At 43.5% G+C, this 19,088-nt stretch carries 16 protein-coding genes and 1 pseudogene; 15 read left to right on the top strand and 2 right to left on the bottom strand.

Features of this window, described 5'->3' with window-relative positions; genetic code table 11:
• Positions 1-219: 219 nt before the first annotated feature.
• Positions 220-2,274 (bottom strand): acetoacetate--CoA ligase, encoded by a 2,055-nt coding sequence (locus tag AB6C75_RS01240; protein WP_372106498.1) that lies wholly within the window; start codon positions 2,272-2,274, stop codon positions 220-222.
• Between the two features lie 199 nt (positions 2,275-2,473).
• On the opposite strand from AB6C75_RS01240, the gene phhA reads away from it, so the two are divergent.
• From phhA to AB6C75_RS01210, 6 genes are all read left to right on the top strand, one after another.
• Positions 2,474-3,268, top strand: a complete 795-nt coding sequence (gene phhA / locus AB6C75_RS01235; protein WP_372106496.1) for a phenylalanine 4-monooxygenase — start codon at positions 2,474-2,476, stop codon at positions 3,266-3,268.
• Entirely contained in the window at positions 3,258-3,596 is a 339-nt protein-coding gene (locus AB6C75_RS01230; protein ID WP_372106495.1) for a 4a-hydroxytetrahydrobiopterin dehydratase, read from the top strand. Before phhA ends, AB6C75_RS01230 begins: the two co-directional genes overlap by 11 nt.
• Before the next feature lie 144 nt (positions 3,597-3,740).
• Positions 3,741-4,841 carry a Fic family protein gene (locus AB6C75_RS01225; protein ID WP_372106493.1) on the top strand — a complete coding sequence of 367 codons (1,101 nt, stop codon included), beginning with the start codon at positions 3,741-3,743 and terminating at the stop codon, positions 4,839-4,841.
• Between the two features lie 246 nt (positions 4,842-5,087).
• Positions 5,088-5,921 (top strand): DUF2971 domain-containing protein, encoded by an 834-nt coding sequence (locus AB6C75_RS01220; protein ID WP_372106491.1) that lies wholly within the window; start codon positions 5,088-5,090, stop codon positions 5,919-5,921.
• Between the two features lie 214 nt (positions 5,922-6,135).
• Positions 6,136-6,345, top strand: coding sequence for a DUF3283 family protein (locus AB6C75_RS01215; protein ID WP_010432323.1), 210 nt, complete (start codon positions 6,136-6,138; stop codon positions 6,343-6,345).
• Positions 6,346-6,441: 96 nt separating this feature from the next.
• Positions 6,442-7,158, top strand: a complete 717-nt coding sequence (locus tag AB6C75_RS01210) for a YebC/PmpR family DNA-binding transcriptional regulator (RefSeq protein ID WP_009846045.1) — start codon at positions 6,442-6,444, stop codon at positions 7,156-7,158.
• A gap of 180 nt (positions 7,159-7,338) precedes the next feature.
• On the opposite strand, the gene AB6C75_RS01205 is transcribed toward AB6C75_RS01210, so the two are convergent.
• Positions 7,339-7,590 carry a DUF2798 domain-containing protein gene (locus AB6C75_RS01205; RefSeq protein WP_012601276.1) on the bottom strand — a complete coding sequence of 84 codons (252 nt, stop codon included), beginning with the start codon at positions 7,588-7,590 and terminating at the stop codon, positions 7,339-7,341.
• Between the two features lie 84 nt (positions 7,591-7,674).
• On the opposite strand from AB6C75_RS01205, the gene AB6C75_RS01200 reads away from it, so the two are divergent.
• The 9 genes and pseudogenes from AB6C75_RS01200 (at position 7,675) to AB6C75_RS01160 (ending at position 19,051) form a co-directional block, all read left to right on the top strand.
• Positions 7,675-8,577, top strand: coding sequence for a LysR family transcriptional regulator (locus AB6C75_RS01200; protein ID WP_009846047.1), 903 nt, complete (start codon positions 7,675-7,677; stop codon positions 8,575-8,577).
• Positions 8,578-8,589: 12 nt separating this feature from the next.
• A complete protein-coding gene (locus tag AB6C75_RS01195; RefSeq protein WP_009846048.1) occupies positions 8,590-9,465 on the top strand; it encodes an NAD(P)-dependent oxidoreductase in 876 nt (291 codons plus the stop codon).
• A gap of 442 nt (positions 9,466-9,907) precedes the next feature.
• Positions 9,908-11,518 carry a methyl-accepting chemotaxis protein gene (locus tag AB6C75_RS01190; RefSeq protein WP_372106487.1) on the top strand — a complete coding sequence of 537 codons (1,611 nt, stop codon included), beginning with the start codon at positions 9,908-9,910 and terminating at the stop codon, positions 11,516-11,518.
• A gap of 480 nt (positions 11,519-11,998) precedes the next feature.
• Positions 11,999-13,669 carry an ATP-binding cassette domain-containing protein gene (locus AB6C75_RS01185; RefSeq protein WP_372106486.1) on the top strand — a complete coding sequence of 557 codons (1,671 nt, stop codon included), beginning with the start codon at positions 11,999-12,001 and terminating at the stop codon, positions 13,667-13,669.
• On the top strand, positions 13,662-15,350 hold the full coding sequence (locus tag AB6C75_RS01180; protein ID WP_372106484.1) for an ABC transporter ATP-binding protein: 1,689 nt from the start codon (positions 13,662-13,664) through the stop codon (positions 15,348-15,350). Before AB6C75_RS01185 ends, AB6C75_RS01180 begins: the two co-directional genes overlap by 8 nt.
• A gap of 51 nt (positions 15,351-15,401) precedes the next feature.
• Positions 15,402-17,375: pseudogene (locus AB6C75_RS01175) on the top strand (TonB-dependent receptor).
• 8 nt (positions 17,376-17,383) lie between these two features.
• Positions 17,384-18,127 (top strand): MFS transporter, encoded by a 744-nt coding sequence (locus AB6C75_RS01170; RefSeq protein WP_372106482.1) that lies wholly within the window; start codon positions 17,384-17,386, stop codon positions 18,125-18,127.
• Positions 18,120-18,620, top strand: a complete 501-nt coding sequence (locus tag AB6C75_RS01165; RefSeq protein ID WP_372106481.1) for an MFS transporter — start codon at positions 18,120-18,122, stop codon at positions 18,618-18,620. The genes AB6C75_RS01170 and AB6C75_RS01165 overlap by 8 nt, the downstream gene beginning before the upstream one ends.
• Before the next feature lie 152 nt (positions 18,621-18,772).
• Complete coding sequence (locus AB6C75_RS01160) at positions 18,773-19,051, top strand: hypothetical protein (RefSeq protein ID WP_372106479.1); 279 nt, start codon at positions 18,773-18,775, stop codon at positions 19,049-19,051.
• The last annotated feature ends 37 nt before the right edge of the window (positions 19,052-19,088 follow it).

Raw genomic sequence — 19,088 nt, 5'->3', positions numbered from 1 at the left:
GGCTATAAAATGATTAATTTTCAAATTTTGTTTTAAATATGACGTTCAGATCGCATTAAGATCTTTAGAAAAGGCACGAAGCCAAACAGATGAGAGGGTTCATGAGCTCAAAGAGTGGCTTCGATTTAGTTTTCAATCGGCTGCCTTTACTCTAGATGTTATCTGACAGCCAAGTGAAAATTGGAGATAGTTAGCCACTTTCTAAGGCTAAAGCTAAAGCTAAAGCGAAACAACGCGCTTTATTTCTTCCAAAACCTCGGCGTTAGCGATAGCCCCGAGGTTTTCTACACTCTTACCATTGATGACCTGTTTCACTGCCAGCTCCACCAGTTTGCCAGAGCGTGTTTTTGGCACGTCGCTGATCGCAAATATCTGGCTTGGCACATGCCTTGGTGAGCAAGATGATTTGAGTTTACTTCTGATGGCTGTCAGTAACGTTTCATCTAGACTCACATCTTGCTGCAGTTGGACAAACAGCCATATCTGCTCGTTGCGGTCGATGTCTTTACCGACTGCTATCGAATCCACAATGCCTTCAATAGTGTTCACTTGCTGGTAGATCTCGGCAGTACCAATTCGCACACCACCAGGGTTGAGTGTGGTGTCGCCTCGCCCGTAGAACAGATAGCCACCATGAACGCTCTGTGCGACTTCATCGCCGTGATGCCACACATTATCGAACCTATCCCAATAGGTGCTGTGATAGCGCTCTCCGGTGTCATTCCAGAAGCCAACAGGGAAGTTGGGTAGGGAGTTGGTACACACCAGTTCGCCACGTTCATGATTAACCTTGTGACCAGACGAATTGAACACCTTGATGTCGACGCCGAGCCCTGCCTGTTGGCACTCACCACGATACACCGGCGAGATAGGGTTGCCTAAAACAAAGCAGCCACAAATATCCGTGCCGCCAGAAATAGACGCCAAATGTAGGTCTTGCTTGATGTGTTTGTAGACGTAATCGAATTGCTCAGGGTAGAGCACTGAACCCGTCGAGCACAGTGTTCTTAAGTGGGGAAGAGAGTGACTGTCGATCGGTGATAGTTCCGCTTTCTCAATCGCCTCTAGATACTTGGCTGAGGTGCCAAATGTCGATACATCAGCTCGCTGCGCTAAATCCCACAGAACGCTAGGTTGCGGATAAACCGGGCTACCATCAAAGATCACCAAACAAGCACCGCTAGCGAGCGCAGAGACGTGCCAGTTCCACATCATCCAGCCACAAGTGGTGTAATAGAACACGCGATCTCTCGGTTTAATATCGCAATGAAGCTGATGCTCTTTTAGGTGGTTGATGGTAGTGCCACCAACAGAGTGAACAATACACTTGGGCTTTCCGGTGGTACCGGAAGAGTAGAGCACAAACAGCGGATCATTGAAGCCGATACGAACAAATCGAAGAGGTTGTGGCTGATGGTAATGAATGATGCTGTTCCAACTTAGAATCGATACATCATGCTCAACTTTTTTCTTCTTTAAATCGCTCTTTTCTAAGTCATTACTCGGTTTCAAATAGCCGATCTGACACACCTGTTTTAATTCGTTTAAGTGTTCGATGATTTCACGGTTTTTGTCCGTCATATCGAACGTCTTGCCATTGAAGGTGTAGCCGTCACAGGTGAAAAGCACCTTAGGTTTCACTTGGCCAAAGCGCTCAATCACGCTCTCGACGCCAAAATCAGGCGAGGTCGATGTCCAAATCGCCCCTAAGCTGGTGGTTGCCAACATCGCAATCACGGTTTGAGGAAGATAAGGGGTATAAGCGGCGACTACATCACCCTGTTGCACGCCACAATCTACGAGCCATTGTTGAACGTTAGATACTTCCTTACACAAGTTTTGCCATGTGTAGCTTTGATGCTCGCCACGCTCATTCTCAAACCAAATCGCAAGCTCGTTTGGTAACGTTTTTGATGAGTGCAGCAAGTTTTCGGCGTAGTTAACTTGAGCATTCGGAAACCACACCGCATCGCGATTTGATTTTGACTGTTGCCAACGGCTCTCGCCTTGAGTTTTGATGAGCTCTCTTTGTGCGTTATCAATACTGTCTTGCGAGCCCACCATTCCACAAAACTGCCAAACGTTCTGCCAAAACGACTCGGGATGTTCCACAGACCATTGATGAAGCTCCGTGTAGTTTTTCCATTCCGTCTCTAGCCCTAAGTCTTGTGGCTTTAATCCTGACAGAGTGAGGCTATCCATAAATCGGGTTACGTTGGCGTGTGCGATACGCTGGTCGCTAGGCTGCCAAATTGACTTATTGCTTTCGTGCATTCCTTTACCTTTAACAAAATGTTAACGATTTCAGTCTGGTATTTAGGTTTTACAAAGTCAAAAGATCAGCAAAATAAGGGTGCGTCGGAACTGTGTAAACAAAATGTTACACGATCGCTTGTTTCGAAAAATCGCGCAAATTGGCGGATATAAGGAGTGGAGATAGGCTTAAAGTGAGACATTCGAAAGGAGGTGTGTAATGACTCAATATCATTCTAAGCCCGTGAGCCAAGAGGGATGGGTTGAGTGGAGCCTCGAAGAAGACGCCATTTGGCACGACTTAGTGAAAAGGCAACTGGACGTCATTAATGACCGCGCATGCGATGCTTATTTGCACGGTTTGACCCTGCTGGATCTGCCATTAGACAGAGTTCCCCAGCTTCCAGAGATAAACAAGGTGCTAATGGAAACAACAGGTTGGCAGGTTCAGCCTGTGCCTGCATTGATCGATTTCGACCGATTCTTTGATTTGCTCGCCAATAAGAAATTCCCAGTTGCGACATTTTTGAGAACGCGAGACGAGTTCGATTACTTACAAGAACCTGATTTATTTCATGAAATTTTCGGCCACTGTGCCATGCTCACTAATGCTGATTTCGCAGCATTCACGGAGCATTATGGAAAACTAGGCCAAGCGGCCACATCTAAACAGCGCGCTTATCTTGCCCGTTTGTATTGGTTTACGGTCGAGTTCGGTTTAGTAAAAGAGGGACAAAAACTGAAAATTTATGGCGGTGGTATTCTCTCGTCTCCGGCGGAAACCATGTATGCATTGGGTGGTGATTTGGCGGTTCGTGAGCGGTTCGATCTGCAAACAGTGTTAAGAACTCCTTATCGTATCGACATCATGCAGCCGAAATATTACGTGATCGACGAGCTGTCTGAGCTCTTCCAAATCAGTCAGGAAAACCTATTACAGCAAGCTGATCTCGCCATCGATGCGGGGTTACTACCACCACTTTTTGAACCCAAGGAACCAACACATGTTGAATGAACAAAAATGCGAAGCCTGCAGTATCGACGCGATTGGCCTAAGTGAAGATGAACAACAATCTTTACTGTTGGAGTTGTCTGATTGGCTGATCATCGAAAGAGATGGCATCCCACAGCTTGAGAAGGTGTTTAAGTTTAAGAACTACAAACAAGCGTGGGCATTCAGCAACAAAGTGTCAGAGTTAGCAGAAGAAGAGTTCCACCACCCTTCGATCTCACTGGAGTGGGGCAAAGTCACCGTCACTTGGTGGAGCCACTCAATCAAAGGCCTCCACAAAAATGACTTCATCTGCGCCTCACGCTGCGATGTGTTCGCGGTGAGTGAATAGACTTTTGGGTTTCGAGGAGCTGTCTTTCTTATCTCTTTGATGCGATTATCTAATTATTCAGCTCATAATGTGAGTTGAATAATTTCCTTAAACAGCTCATAGTATGAGTTGAATAAGTGATACTTTCGCATCATGGGGCGTAATATGTGGATTTGGCAGCAAGATAATTGGCCAAACTTTGTTTGGGATAATCAGAAAATAGGCGTGAGGTTAAGAGAAGTACGGCTTAATCAGGGCATTCTATTGGGCAAGATTACCTCACAGTCGGCAGATCAATCCCAAACCATGCTCGACACCTTATTAGCGAACATAGTCCATTCCAGTGCGATTGAGGGAGAAAAGCTTAATGCTTTCTCGGTCCGGTCTTCTTTAGCCAATAAACTCGGTGTCAGTGAAGATCGACCTTTTCCAACGACAGAACAAACCGATGGCCTAGCTGAAATTATGTTGGATGCGGTGCAGAACCTAACAGAGCCACTAGCGCTTGATAGGATCTTACATTGGCACGATAGACTGTTTCCTCAAGGCTACACCATGTTTAACCCTGTAGTCGGAGGTCAGCTACGAGGTGAAGCTCCGATGCAAGTGGTATCAGGAAGAATTGACCGTCCAACCGTGCACTTTGAAGCACCTAGCCGAGACATTCTTGATGCTGAGTTAGATGCGTTTATCAAATGGTTTAATGATTCACTTACCGACGCCACACTCGATCCTCTATTGCGAGCCGCAATCACTCATCTTTGGTTTATTACCTTACACCCGTTAGATGACGGTAATGGTCGTATTACTCGATTGTTGACCGACTTGGCGTTAGCACAGGCCGAGCAGCAGTCGGTACGCTTCTATGCGATGTCGGTGGGAATTCTCGCTAACCGCAAACATTATTACGAGACATTGGAGCGAACCCAGAAAGGGGGACTCGATATTAGCGATTGGTTGATGTGGTTCTTAGATACTTTAGACGAGACGTTTACCGGTGTTTTTTCTGAGGTAGACCAAACCGTTTATAAGACCAATTATTGGCGAAGTGTTGATCAAACCAAGCTTACTGTAGAGCAAGTAAAAGTGCTGAATAGGATGCTCGATGGGGATTTTTCAGAAGGCATTAATGCCAGTCAATATAAAAAGGTAGCAAAGGTAAGCAGTGCCACTGCAACACGTCATTTGAGCGCTTTGATTGAGCATGGCTGCTTAGTCAAATCTGGTTCTGGTGGCAGAAGCACGCGCTATCTGTTGCCTGAGTAGGGTTTATACACCCATATTCATTTCTATACTTAAAAGCTGCTAACGTTCAGAGTGAATGTTGACAGCTTTTTAGGTTTCCAATTTCATAATTTTATACAGTGAGTCATAGAGGTAATTAGACTTAACCATTAACCCAATAGAGGTGATGTTTAACTAATTGATTTTATTTAACTTGCTTTGAATGTTTCATCAATCACTTTAATATGTAGGCTGTATTTTGATTTTATGTCTTACATCAGAGGTCACATGCTCTATAAGTTCTTACCCTATGACAGAGTAGATGTTATAAGCGATTTAAGAATCCGATTTTCGCCGTTAGACTCTCTAAATGATCCATATGAAGCATTACCATCAATCGATTTGTCTAGTTTGAGAGAGCAAGAAGTATTGAAGGTGAATGATCGTTTAGACTCATTATGGGAACGGACTGCCGATGAAGAAAAAACTGAAGATAATTGGCAAATATTATCAAATGGTAGACAAGAATTAGTGGCGCATATTGCGAATCGATTAGGTTCTTCAGAAGTAAGGACTGAGTTGATGGGCTTATTCGGAGACAAGTTTGGTATCTTGTCTTTGTCTCGCACTAAACAAAATCTTTTGATGTGGTCACATTATTCCAGTGCCATGACTGGTTACGTCATTGGTTTTGATGAAAGCCACGAATTTTTCCACAGGCCAACTTTATTTGGAGAGCCGACTAAGCCATCACCTGTAAAATACTCGGAATCTCGAATGCAATTTAATGTTCACAGTGGTGATAAACTTGACCTTCTATGCCATAAGCCATTGGATTGGGCGTATGAGCAGGAAGAAAGGTTGTTCCTTTCACTAATGGATGATGAGTTCAAGACAGAACATAAAGACAATTTTGATAATAGCGTCTACCTCTACCCAATCCCCCCTGAGGCAATTCATAGCGTTTATATAGGAGCTAGAGCATCTTCCGAAATTAAGAGAAAAATTCAACTCGCAATCAGAACAAATAATTTAGATTGCAAAATTTATTTAGGTGATTTGTCTGAAACTGAATACAAAGTAGATTTTTCGGAAGTTGAGCTTAAAGATTTGATAAATTGATACAGTATTTAAAATGTTCCGGGGCTTACTGTGAGCCTTTTATTGGCAAATAACTCGCGGTAACACTTTTCCCAACTCCCCTTAGCTTGACCTGCATCAGCGACTTGCTTGGTTTCTTGTCTCATAAACCCTTTCTGTTACTCATAGTATTGGTTTTATGAGGCTGCTCTATGATATATTTCTCGGCCAAGTGTATTACAGACGAAGGCTAATAATGTCTATCAACCTTTCACTCCTCCCACCCAGTGAGAAAAATAAAATCGAACTGGATAAGCAAGCATCGTTTCTTGTATGGAAACTGAAGCAAGCGAAATGTGGCCCTGAAGCCATTGTTGAAGAAGCAATGAAGCTAGGTGATCCAGAAGAAAAGGCTTGGTTTGAGCAGTCTGTAGAAAAATACAAACGGGTAATGGGTGTCGCATAAACGCAGATAAACCTTACCCAGCAAAGCTGTTGAATTGAAATGACGCAGTAATTTGCTAGAATTTGCACCGTTAATTGAATCAGAGAGAAGATCCCGATGGGAAGAAGTTTTGAAGTGCGCAAGGCCTCAATGGCGAAAACTGCAGGCGCAAAAATTAAAGTTTATTCTAAATACGGTAAAGAGATTTACGTACTGGCTAAGAACGGCAGCTCTGACCCAGACATGAACCTACCTCTTAAGCACCTGATTGCTAAAGCGAAGAAAGACCAAGTACCCGCTCACGTTATCGACAAAGCGATCGATAAAGCGAACGGCGGCGGCGGTGAAGACTTCCAACCAGCTCGTTACGAAGGTTTTGGCCCAGGTGGCACAAGCGTAATCGTAGACTGTTTAACAGACAACGGTAACCGTACTTTCCAAGACGTTCGCCAATGTTTCGTTAAAACTGGCGCGAAAATCGGTGTTGAAGGTACTGTTTCTCACATGTTCGCTCACCAAGCTGTATTCCAGTTTGCAGGCGAAGATGACGAGATCATCCTAGAAACGCTAATGATGGAAGACGTAGACGTGACTGACGTTGAGCTAGAAGACGGTGTTATCACTGTATTCGCTCCAACGACTGAGTTCTTCAAAACGAAGACAGCACTAAACGCTGCGTTCCCAGACCTAACGCTAGACGTTGAGGAAATCACTTTCGTTCCTCAAACAACTACGCCAGTAGCTGAAGAAGATTCTGAGAAATTCCAGAAGTTCTTAGACATGCTTGACGACTGTGATGACGTTCAGCAGGTTTACCACAACGCTGAGCTGTAATATCAATCTATAATTGATAGCTTTGCTCTTGTGAGTAGAATGTAGAATACAAAAAACCGAGCCTAGTGCTCGGTTTTTTTTATGGGCATAATTCAGACGTTTATCCGTGAGCATGACTCTTTGATCGCAGCCCCTTGATGGCAGCTTCTAGATCATAGCTCCTAGAGCATAAGCCCTTGATCATCGTTCCGTGACCTCCGGTATGCAAAGCGCTCTCGGGCGACAAATCCATGCTGAGAGTTTTCTGATCAAAGGAAGCACGGTGAGGTTGAGCGTGATAGCACACGGCCAAGCAATGAAAAAGCTTTGCAGCCAGATTGGCGGCCACTCGGGGCTGAATCCCATTTTGTAGCCAGAAATTAACCCAGACATGATAGTCGCCATGGTCAGGGAGGATAAAATCGCGGTTACCCAAAATTGTTTGTTGTTCATACTGTGTTCTCCCGTGATTTTCTGTTGTTGATGAGATAAGGTTACATCTATCCATTAATGAGAAAAATAGGCACATATAGAAGTATGAATTCCATATTTGGAAACATTGATGATCTGTTCTTATTCTGTGCAGTGGTTGAAGAGGGCTCTTTGCTATCGGCTTCTAAACGGCTGCAACTCCCAGTGTCGACTATGTCGCGTAGGCTAACCGCATTGGAAGATCGCCTGAATATCCGACTTTTAGAAAAGAAAGGTCGTGAGCTGGTGGCCACCAAAGACGGCGAGGCGGCCTTTTCTGCACTGAGCAGCGGCATGGAGTCGATTCATCAGGGCTTTAATAGCTTGCTAGAAGAGCGTGACGCTATTCAAGGCAAGATAAAGCTCGCCGTACCTCACAACTTCTATAGTGGCTTTTTAAGGTCGATGGTAGAGCAATTCCTCACTCAATATCCGAACGTTCAGCTCGATCTTACCTTGAGCCAGCAACAGTTTATCCCGCAGACCGACCGTGACTTACTGATCACGTTTAAGATCTCAGAGATGGAAGGCATGATTGCTCGTCCACTTTTCAAAGCCAAACACGGATTTTTCGCGAGCCAAGAATACTTAGATTCGCGTGAGACGATTGAAAATCCGGACGACCTAGAGCTTCAAGACTGGATCAACGTTGATGATGTGTTTGATATGCCGCTCTACAAATCCGACCGCTTAGAGCAGATGATCACGATTAAACCCAAGTTCATCGTCAACGATATTCATGCGGTGGCGGCCGCAGCGCAAAAAGGTTTGGGGCTTGCTTCATTGCCTTTTCGTCATGTATCCCCTGAGATGAATTTGATTCAAGTGCTCCCTGAGTATCATCGGGGTGATCGCCAAGCGTATTTAGTGTACAAAGAAAGAAAATATCAGCCAAAGGCTTTGACCCTGCTTATTGATGCGTTGATTGAGAGTGTTCGATCTTTTCATAGCGATGACTTGGTCAAATAAAAGGAGAAAGAAATGAAAGTAAGTTTTATCGGGCTAGGCGTTATGGGCTTCCCAATGGCAGGCCACCTAGTCAAAGCCGGTTTTGAAGTAACGGTGTTTAACCGCACTCACAACAAAGCATTAGACTGGGCTGATAAACACCAAGGTAAAACGGCAGAATCTGTGGCTGAGTGTGTCGCAGAAGCTGACGTGGTATTGGTTTGTGTAGGTAATGATGACGACGTACGCAGCATGACAACCAGCGAAACAGGCGCATTGGCAGCAATGAAGCCAAACGCGATTCTTGTCGACCACACTACAACGTCTGCTGTGCTGTCTGAAGAGCTTGAAGTGGCAGCGAAGCAAGCTGGTGTTCGCTTTATGGACGCGCCAGTGTCTGGTGGCCAAGCGGGCGCAGAAAACGGCGTGCTAACCATCATGTGTGGCGGCGAACAAGCGCTTTTCAACGACCTTCAACCTGTGTTCGAAGCTTACGGTAAGTCGTCAGTTCTGATGGGTAAAGTCGGCCAAGGCCAACGCGCAAAGATGGTCAATCAGATCTGCATTGCAGGTGTATTGAATGGTCTTTCTGAAGGTTTGGTACTTGCTGAAAAATCAGGTTTGGATATCCCAACTCTGGTTGATTGCCTTAAAAACGGCGCAGCAGGTTCATGGCAGATGGAAAACCGCGCGACCACAATGGCGCAAGACAAGTTCGATTTCGGCTTCGCCATTGATTGGATGATCAAAGACTTAGGTTTCTGCTTAGATGAAGCTGAGCGCCAAGGCATCCAACTTCCACTGACCGAAAAAACCAACAACGCTTACAAGGCATTGTCTGCGGAAGGACAAGGCCGCATGGATACCTCGGTATTGATGAAAGCCGTAGTTGAAGAGACTAAGAAGTAGAAGAGACGAAAAAGTAGAAGAAACTAAGAAATAGAAGAATTTGAATAGTAGACGAGATTAAGTAGAGAGACTAAAAGTCGTCGAAGCTTCGTTCTGTTTTGACAAAATAGCCGCTAACTAGCGGCTATTTTTTATTTTTAATCAAAAAGAAAAATAACATATTTTTCAACAATGTAAGTGGTTGTAAGCTTGTTTTGGTTGAAAGTCCATCAGCACCGTTCGTGTGCTGCGAGATCTGTATCAATTTCGCTTCACTCTATGCTGGTGAATTGTTTAATTGATCAAGTTATGTTGCTATTCCATTACAAAATAGTTGAGGAACGATCGCAGTTTGAACTGGTCTTTTTAGGTTGGTGGGTTATAAGTCAATGATAAAATAATTAAAAAGAGTGATACAATTATCATTATTAATAAATTCCCATACATTATTTTTCAGGGTTATATGAAATCAATATCAACAAAGCTTCTTCTAGTTCCACTGTTCTTTTCTATCTTTTTAGTTGTAAGCAACTTAAAAAGCGAAGCTACTTCAAATGAGGTTATGGACAGTTTTCACTCTGTGTACGAGGACCGAGTCATTCCGTTATCTGATTTGAAAAGTATTTCGGATTTGTACGCGGTAAGCGTGATTGATGCGGCGAATAAATACCATGTGGGAATGATAGAGCAGACGGCTTTTTATTCTGGTGTTTCTGTTGCGATGAAAGAGGCTCATGAGCTATTCCTTCATTATCTGGCAACGCAGCTAACACGAGAAGAAGAGGGGTTGGCAAAAGAGCTTCAACTTAAAATAGACAAGGTGGAGCGAGAAGTACCATTAATTCTTGATAAACATAGAAATATGATGATTGATGATTCTGAGATGATCACTCAGCTTTATCTCCTTGTTGATGATATGGGAGGCGTTCTTGGTGAATTGATCTCATTGCAATTGGACGTCGCTAAGGAAGAATTAGCCCATTCTGATTCAGTTTTAGAGTCCAACTCTTCTTTCTCATGGTGGCTGGTTCTTTTCTCTTCTATCGTTGCTTCTGGCTCATCTTATTTCCTAGTGAAAAGAGAATTGAGAAATTTACCATTGATCGTAAATTGGATTAGAGCCCTTGAGAATGGACGTTTATCGGACGTTAAATTGAAAGAGGGTGGAAATGAGCTCGACACTATTTCAGATTCTTTGTCTCAACTGTCTGCAAAATTGAATGATATCCTGTCACAGGCAGGTGTAAGCATGAATTCAATTAACCAAAAGCAAGAAGAGTCTTTAGCTCTGATAGAGCGATCCCAGAGTAACTCTTTGAATGAACTATCATCGGTAGAGCAAATCGCGACGGCCGCGACTGAGTTATCTTCAACAGCGAGAGACGTTGCAGACAACGCACAAAGAGCTGAGCAGTCAGCAATGGAAGCGAATGACATTATTCAGCTAAGCCATGGAACATTGAAAAACTCAACTGACACGACAGAAGAAATTTCTGAATCAATATCAGAAACTCAAACGGTCGTGAATTTACTTAGAGAGCACTCAGAGCGTATCAGCAGTGTTGTTGAGGTAATTAAGAACATCTCTGAGCAAACTAACTTGTTAGCGCTCAATGCCGCGATTGAAGCGGCTAGAGCCGGTGAACAAGGAAGAGGATTTGCTGTTGTTGCTGATGAAGTAAGAGCCTTGGCAGGGAAAACGCAGCAGTCGACTATCGATATTCAAGAAATCATTGCGCAGTTACAAGACCAATCTAAGCAAGCGGATGAATCTATGGTGAAAAACGTTGAACTGATGCGCTTAACAAAGTCTACCACTGATGAGCTTGCTCAATCTTTTCATTCGATATCAGAAAAGGTTTTAAGTATTTCAGAAGTGAATGCCATTGTTGCTACGGCATCAGAAGAGCAAAGTGCCGTTACGACAGATATATCGACACAGCTTGAAAATATGAACGTACTGGTTCAACAAAATATTGAAGGCATTGATCAATCAGCTCAAGCAAACCAAAGCGTTGTTGAAGTGACGAAAGAACTCAACTCAGAACTAAGCTATTTTAAGTTAGACAGATAATGAGTCATGCAAGTGTGCTTTTCCCTTAGAAATTAAGCACCCTTGCTCTAGATGTAGTAATTTAGACCACGACAAGATAGCCGCCATTGAGCGGCTATTTTTTTGTCTGGTATATGTGTCATTGAATACATTACTTGGCTTAAAGAGGCCCGAATAAATCGTTTATTTAACTCAATAACGTTCTTCAGGGATTAATTTTCATGCGCAATTGTTCGCACTGTGCTTGTTGGTTGGGTTTGTTTAAATTTACACAATCAGCTGTTGGTACAGCCTGTGCTTTGGCCATTGGTAAGCACGATCGCTCGGCAAGTATCCTTCTCTGAAGCTTAGCAATGCTTCTTTTTCTGAAACTCGCTCCTTTCTTCTCGTTTTCTTGTACTGCTCACGTACAAAGTTTCCCGATATTCGCTTTCTAATTCCCAATATTGCTATTGTTAAGTTAACGCTTAGATGAGAATAAGTCCTATTAAGGAGTCGTCTATGTATCTATCTGACAAGATGAGCGTCACTCAAGCCCTCATTGCACTATTAAAAACGGAAAAAAAGCGTATCACTTATACCAGTGTTAGCGCCGTGTTGTGCGTGTTCGCAGAACTTGCCACTTGGATTTGCTTATACGTCGCATTGAGCAATTATCTGAACACCCAAAGTCTGAACTTCTACTTAGCCCTTATGACTATCGCAGTTTGTGTGCGCTATTTTTTCTATGCGATATCGGTATGGCAGGCGCATCTTGCCGCTTATCAAATTATTCAGACCATTAGGCAGAAGCTTGTTCGTGCTCTGTCTGAAATGCCGACCGTTAAACTGATGCAATACCATCGTGGAGATTTAGAAAAACGACTCAATGATGATTGTCAGAGCCTTGAGCCTCTTATTGCTCATCATACTACCGATATTATTACTGGAACTTTACTTCCGTTTGTTTTGCTTGGTTTTATGGTTAGCATCGACTGGCAACTAGGCTTAATCGCATTAAGTCCTCTCCCCCTCGCTGTGATTGCCCAAACAGTCATGATGCGGGGCTTTTCAGATAGACAAAAAAAGTACAATCAAGTCGTTGCGAATATGCACAAGGCGCAACTGGAATTTTTACGCAGCATCGGCGTGATGAAACTTTTCGGCGTTGATGCTGACTCTTACCGCCAGTTAAGCCATAACATGACTAAGCACCACAAGCTGGTTAACGCTTATCCCAATCAAATGGTTGGAGCATGGGTCACCTTTACCACCTTAGCTCAAGCGTCTTTGGTTCTTGTTATTCCATTCGCCATCGTAAAATTGACCCAAGGTTCATTAAGTCCAGTCGAGCTCGCAATGATCGTGATTCTTTGTGCCGGCATCCTTAAACCATGGTTGGATCTAACACAGATATTTGGGCAAGTGCAGCAGTCCTTCTCTTCTTTAGAGCGAATACTACCTCTGTTCCCCTTAACGTCGGATCAATATTTCAAATCCGTTGCAACGCCTTATGTCGAGCTTTGTTGTGAAAATTTAGCGGTCAAACGTGGCTCACTCGACATCGTCAGTGGGCTGAACCTTCAGTTATCTCATGGCGAATGCATCGTAATTCAAGGAGCGTCAGGCTCAGGGAAAAGTAGTGTATTGGCAACACTCTATGGAGAACTAGCAACATATGAAGGCGATTGGTTTATTAACCAAAAAACCGTGTCTTCGATGTCCGATAGAGAGCGAAGCCAATTTATCTCAGTTGTAGACCAACAGCCGGTTTTCTTCAGCGCATCAATACGTGAAAACTTGGTCTTAGGAGATCGATTGATACACGACTCCGTGATTCTCAAGCTCCTCGATATGCTTGGACTTTCTGCACTTATCGAACAACTTCCTAATGGTTTGTATTGCAGTATGGATGAAACCGAACGCAATTTTAGTGGAGGGGAACTACAACGGTTAGCCATCGCTCGTGCCATGCTGGTATGCCCTGTCATTCTGGTTTTAGACGAAGCGACTTCCCATCTAGATAAAGTAACGGAAAATCGTGTTCTAGAAGCAATACGTAAATATGCACCGCAGCAAATCCAATTGGTCATCAGTCATGGTCCAGAAGCACTAACCATCGCTAACCGAGCGTTTTCATTATCACACGGTCAACTTAAAGAAATTGACATTGAGGAGGCTGTCTGTGCGTAACACGCTCAAGCTACTCGATCACGCTGATATCAATCCAAAAACGTTTTTGGTTGGTATTGCAGGTAAGGTACTCAGTGAGACCCTGCCATTAATTTGTTGGCTACTGGTATTCGGAGCCCTTACCAAAACATTGTTACTTCCTCTTGAAGCCCTATTCGCAATTTCACTTATCACGGTTGTCGTTCAGTGGCGGTTAGGGCAATCCGCCAAACAGAGCTTCTTAGGCGCTTATGACATTACCCACCAACTGAGAAAAGTACTACTACATGACATTCGCAGCCAACCGTTTTCCAAGATAGTAGGTCAAGGTCTGGGAGAGCGCATTAAGCTAATCACTCGTGACTTAAAAGCATTCGAAGACATTTTTAGCCACTTAATTGCTGACTTGGTCTCGGCTCTAGTGGTTCCGTTCGCGATGCTTTGTGTAATGCTATTTTGCTCACCTTACCTTGCTTCACTTATGCTGATTGTTATGGTGAATGCGAGCCTATTATTGTGGAAATTCGAAGATGATTTTTCCAAAAAAGCACAGCGCCATGTCGATAAAAACGCTTCTTGCACCAACAAGTTGCTCGAATACATTGCTTGTTTACCCACGCTAAAACGCTTTGGTCGTAGTGAAGTATTAGCGACGCCACTTAGTCAAGAATTAGCTGACTTGCGCAAAACAGGGTTAGGGGTTGAATGGGCTGGAGGAATAGGCGTTATTTTAGCAAGCTTGCTGCTTGAGCTTTCTATTCCAATGGTCGCAGGTCTTGGTGCTTACCTAAATAGTATTGGCAACCTTACTATCGGGGAGTGGTTAGTTTCGATCATTTCTGCGGTTGCTTGTATCCGACCATTTGTGCGAATGGCCATTTTCTCTACGTTGTTGAGATACATGACAAAATCTGCAGATCGCTTGTATTTCTTGAGTCAAGAGCCACAACAACCTGTGCATGGTGTTCAAGCGCATCATCACGATATCGAATTCAAAGCGGTTGAGTTAACTCTGGATGGCAACACCATTCTTAAAGACATCAATTTGCAGGTTCCATATGGTCAACATATTGCGCTTGTTGGTACTAGTGGAGCAGGAAAAACCACGCTGTTGGACTTGCTCGCGGCATTCCATATTCCAACTCACGGGACAGTAAAAATTGGAGGCAGTACGGTAGAAGCTACTGGGACAATGTACTGGTATCAGCACATCTCCTACGTAACCCAAAATGTGCAATTGTTCGCAGGGACGTTAAAAGACAACTTGCTCATCGCCAAAACAGACGCAAGCCTTCAAGAATTGGAGACAGCAATCACAACCGCAGGACTTGATGAGTTGCTCGCCCGCTTGCCACAAGGGCTAAACACCGAAATAAATGAGAATGGCAAGGATTTATCGGGTGGAGAACGTCAACGCTTGTCCCTCGCAAGAGCGTTACTCCATGATGCGCCAATTGTGTTGCTCGATGAGTTTACATCTGCTCTCGACCACCCAAAGCAACAGGAAATACTGCAAAGCATTACCGAGAGTTTTGCATCTAAAACCATGATCACAATAGCGCATCGTTTGGACACCATTGCTGATGCCGATTGCATCTATTTGATGAGCCAAGGTCGCATTGATGATTTTGGCTCGCACGAGCAATTAATCACAACCTCTTCGCACTACCAGTCTCTGTGGGAAGCTCAACATAATAATTAAAACGCCAGCGCTGTGAGTAGTGCTAACTTATTCAGATTCAAGGAAAACAGTATGTACAATATATCTTCGCCACGCACCGTTATTGCTAGCGCTATTCTGACTATTATGGGCTCTTCATATTCTTATGCTGAAGAAATTCTGCCAGTAATGGAAGTGGTTGTTGTTGAGGCGACTAAATTCGATACTCCCTTAACACAAGTGAATAACTCTGTTGTAGTCAAAACAGGAGAGGAGCTCGAAAAAGCAGGTATCTATCAAGTAAAAGATCTGGAGATGGTGTTTCCTGGGTTACTCATACAAACTCGCGGGAATCGAACTTACGCCAACACCACCGTGCGTGGGATTAGTTCACCAGACTATTACTCTCCTGCCGTAAGTATTTATGTGGATGGTATCCTTCAGGATAATGCTTTTGTTACTCAGCCGCTTATTAACGTAGAAAAAGTTGAATTGCTGCGCGGCCCGCAAGGGACACTTTATGGTGGTAACGCGCAAGGCGGTGTAATTAACATCGTAACTCGTCGTGAAGTTGATTCCACAGAAGTTAAGACTTCAGCTTTATATTCTAATTTAAGCCAGCAAATTGATACTGTCGTATCTACCCGTTTATCAGACTCTCTTTCTGCGGATATTGCCGCCAGATACGTCTACGATGAAGGTGATATTAAGCATGCCGCTAGTGAAAAAAAAGACGCAAACGATGCGGATGAAAAATCGGTAAAAGTTCGACTTCATTACTTACCAAACGACTCCAAACTTAGCGCAACCCTATCTATTTCGACCGATAAACTTGATAGTCATGAAGAATGGTACCTCACTGAACGTGAACATGATTCTGGCGTAAAAGATGCGCCTATTTCTAAACTGAAGCGAGACGTAAATACTTTTGCTTTAAATCTTGGTTACGATTTAGGTTCATCACAAATCACGAGTATCACCGCTTATCAAACACGCGAAATAGATCGGAAATATGTATATGGCAACTACCAAGAAGATCAAAATAAGTTCAGCCAAGAATTGCGGTTAAATCAACAATACAATGATCGTTTTAGCTATGTACTCGGTGGCTACTTGGAATCTCGCCGTTTAGACGTTTCGGCAAACAGTGCACGAAACAAGTTGGATTATGACACTTACGCGTTGTTTGGGCAGGCAAACTACCAATTCGTACCACAGTGGGACTTAACGCTTGGAGCTCGAGCTTCATACCTAAAAGTAAATTCTAATTTTAACGGAAACCCAGCATGGGGGATTAACCCTTTTAACAAAGAGCAGACAGAATCGACTGTCTCGCCAAAAGCCGCAATTGGTTGGCAAGCGAATGAGCAAACTCGAATTTATGCATCGGTAACAAGTGGTTACCGCCCAGGGGGATACAACGTCGTCCCGTTAAGTAATGCAGATGCAAATGGTTATGATGCTGAAAATTCACTTAATGGTGAACTGGGGTGGCGCACCAGTTTTGCGAATTAAAAAGTCGATTTTAGTGGTGCATTGTACTGGATCAAAACGGAAGATATTCAGCTATATACTGGTACACCTGGCAATCAGACTCTCAAAAATATGGGGGAGGCTGTGAGCAAAGGTATTGAAACCGAGCTGGCATTTTACCTAACCGACGATCTCACGATAACCGCAGCGGGGACTTATGGACGTTCAACATTTGAATCAAACAATAGTACATTTGAAGGCAATCGACTGCCATATGCACCGGACACGACAGTAACATTTGGCTTCAACTATTACTTGCCAGTAACGGGAGTCCAAGGGGATATTTCGATCAATTCTCAAGCTCGCTATAATTCCAAGATTCACTTTAACGAAGCCAATTCACTATCGCAAAGCGCGTACACTTTGGTCGATTTATCAATTAACTATGACTATAACCAAGACCTGTCTATTTCGCTCTTTAGCAACAATATCACAGACAAAGAATACACCACCTACGCGTTCTCTTACGGACAAACCTACAGTAATTACGGTACTGGTAGAGAGAGCGGTGTGAAAGCGAAATATGAGTGGTAGTGAAGCACATGGTTAGTACTCAAAGAATCAAACTCAAACCGTTGCTCGCCGTGTTGGCGAGCGTTTACACCATTCAAAGCCTGGTGAGTATGTTTACGCTACAAGGTTTACCCGCGGTCATGAAATATGAGGGATTAAATACCTCCCAAATAGGGTTGTTCTACCTTGCGATGCTTCCTTGGGTTGCTAAATTTTTGTGGTCACCTTGGATTGAACGACAACGAAAAAAGGAGGGGAGCTTAAAAAATCACGCCGTTATTATCTTTGGTTCTCAACTGGTCTTGATTGCCATACTCGCCGCCCTTTGCATTATGGGGACTATAGAGAGTCAAATGACGCTCTTTGTTGGTGTATTTGTTATCAGCCTCTTTTCTAGCTTCGCCGATATCGCTACCGATGGTCTCGCGATTGATCAGTTGGAAGCAAAGAAAAGGTATTTAGGTAACGTAATGCAAGTTGGGGGATCGTATCTTGGTGCGGTTTTTGGTGGAGGGCTATTTATCTATGTTACTGCGCTGTTCGATTGGCAAACAGCACTGTTTGGTCTGGCTTTACTGACTTTATTATTCAGCATACCAACGCTTTCTTTGTTTTTTAATAGCCATAATCAACAGTACGTAACAGCAATACAGCCTTCTCTAAAAGCCTCATTTTCTAATCCTAAAGTTAGGCTTGGATTGATATTTGTTACCTTGTCACAACTTGGTACTCGAGGGGGGCTATCAATGATGGATGATGCCCTTCTTGGTTGATAGTGGTATACAGCTAGAAAACTTGGGGCTTTTGGTTATCGGCGGCGGTGTTATTACTGGTTTGATTGGCGTTGTTTTAGGTGGGTGGCTGATCAAAAAAAGTAATGCACTCAAAGTCCTACTGCTGATGACCAGTTTTGAGGTCATAGCTTTTAGCTTTTATCTAGCATACGATCTAAATATCACTGGATTGGGGGGGGTAATCGCAGGCGTTTACGTAGTAAATGGTATCATTACTTCAGCGAAATTTGTCGCGCTTTACACTTTGATGATGGATTTTGCCGCAGGTAATCAGTCAGGTGTGAACTTCTCACTTTTTCAATCTATGGATATGTTTATAGCAATAGTGATGGCAATCGCGTGTGGCGTGTTAATTGACTCCTTGGGATATTCGGCACACTTTGAATTGATGCTCACCTTTAGCCTACTCGCAATATGCTTAATCCCTGTATTAAAACCAACCGGGAAGACAAACCTTGCTTCGCAAACCTAATCAAAGCTTTATCGTCAAAGGAGTCCAATTTTGAAAAGGGCTCTTTTCTCTGGCTGATCTACTTAGTTTAAAAATTAATATAAATGATACCTATTATCATTTATATTAATTGCTCTGGGGAGATGCTCACAAGAAACGACGAGGCTGTAAGAATGAGTAATATCGTGAAGAGCTTAAGCTTAGTTAGCGGCTTAGAGGGAACGCTTGATGTTGTAGCTCTCGATGATGGTGTGAATGCCTACATAGTTAACTGTAAAGCGACAATGGACATTCAATTCAACGACCCAGCAGCATCTTTTGCTTCTCGATGTATTGCATCGCTTTTGCTTGAACCTGAACCAGTCAACCCAATTGAATTAGCCGAAGGAGGTCGAATTGAGAACATTCGAATCCACTTCCCGTTACACCATAGCTTGACTAGGGCGTGTTGATCTTTGCTGTACATTTCGCGTTCAACAATACATCGGT

The sequence above is a fragment of the Vibrio sp. 10N.237.312.B06 genome, assembly GCF_041464685.1.
Classification (GTDB): Bacteria; Pseudomonadota; Gammaproteobacteria; order Enterobacterales; family Vibrionaceae; genus Vibrio; species Vibrio tasmaniensis_A.
This window is presented reverse-complemented; position numbering and strand designations above follow the sequence as displayed.